This window comes from Mesorhizobium sp. M4A.F.Ca.ET.050.02.1.1, assembly GCF_003997725.1.
Lineage (GTDB): Bacteria > Pseudomonadota > Alphaproteobacteria > Rhizobiales > Rhizobiaceae > Mesorhizobium.
Window position 1 is genome coordinate 5,626 of sequence record NZ_RZSG01000343.1, and the last position, 477, is coordinate 6,102.

Here is a 477-nt window from a genome sequence, read left to right on the forward strand (position 1 = left end):
CTTCGCCGACGTGCTGGCGCCCTATTCGCCGACCGTCGGCGACCTCAAGAATGCGCGCCTGCTGCCGCCCGGCGCCGCGCACTGGTTCGGCACCGACGACCTCGGTCGCGATATCTACTCCCGCATCGTCTACGGCTCGCGCTGGACGCTCTATGTCGTGATCCTCGTCGCCGTCATCGCCGCGCCGATCGGCCTCCTGGTCGGCACGGTCGCCGGCTATGCCGGCGGCTGGACCGACGCGATCCTGATGCGCATCACCGACATCTTCCTCGCCTTCCCGAAACTGGTTCTGGCGCTAGCCTTCGTTGCCGCGCTCGGCCCCGGCATCGAGAACGCGGTGCTGGCGATCGCCATCACCTCCTGGCCGCCCTACGCCCGCATCGCGCGAGCCGAGACGCTGACGGTGCGCAACTCGGATTTCATCAAGGCGGTGCAATTGATGGGCGCCTCGGCGTTCCGCATCGTGCTGCGCCACAT

At 68.1% G+C, this 477-nt stretch carries 1 protein-coding gene; it reads left to right on the forward strand.

Annotated features, from left to right (window positions below):
• Positions 1-477 (forward strand): ABC transporter permease (locus tag EOA33_RS20925; RefSeq protein WP_245482398.1); only part of this gene is annotated, 477 nt, incomplete at both ends.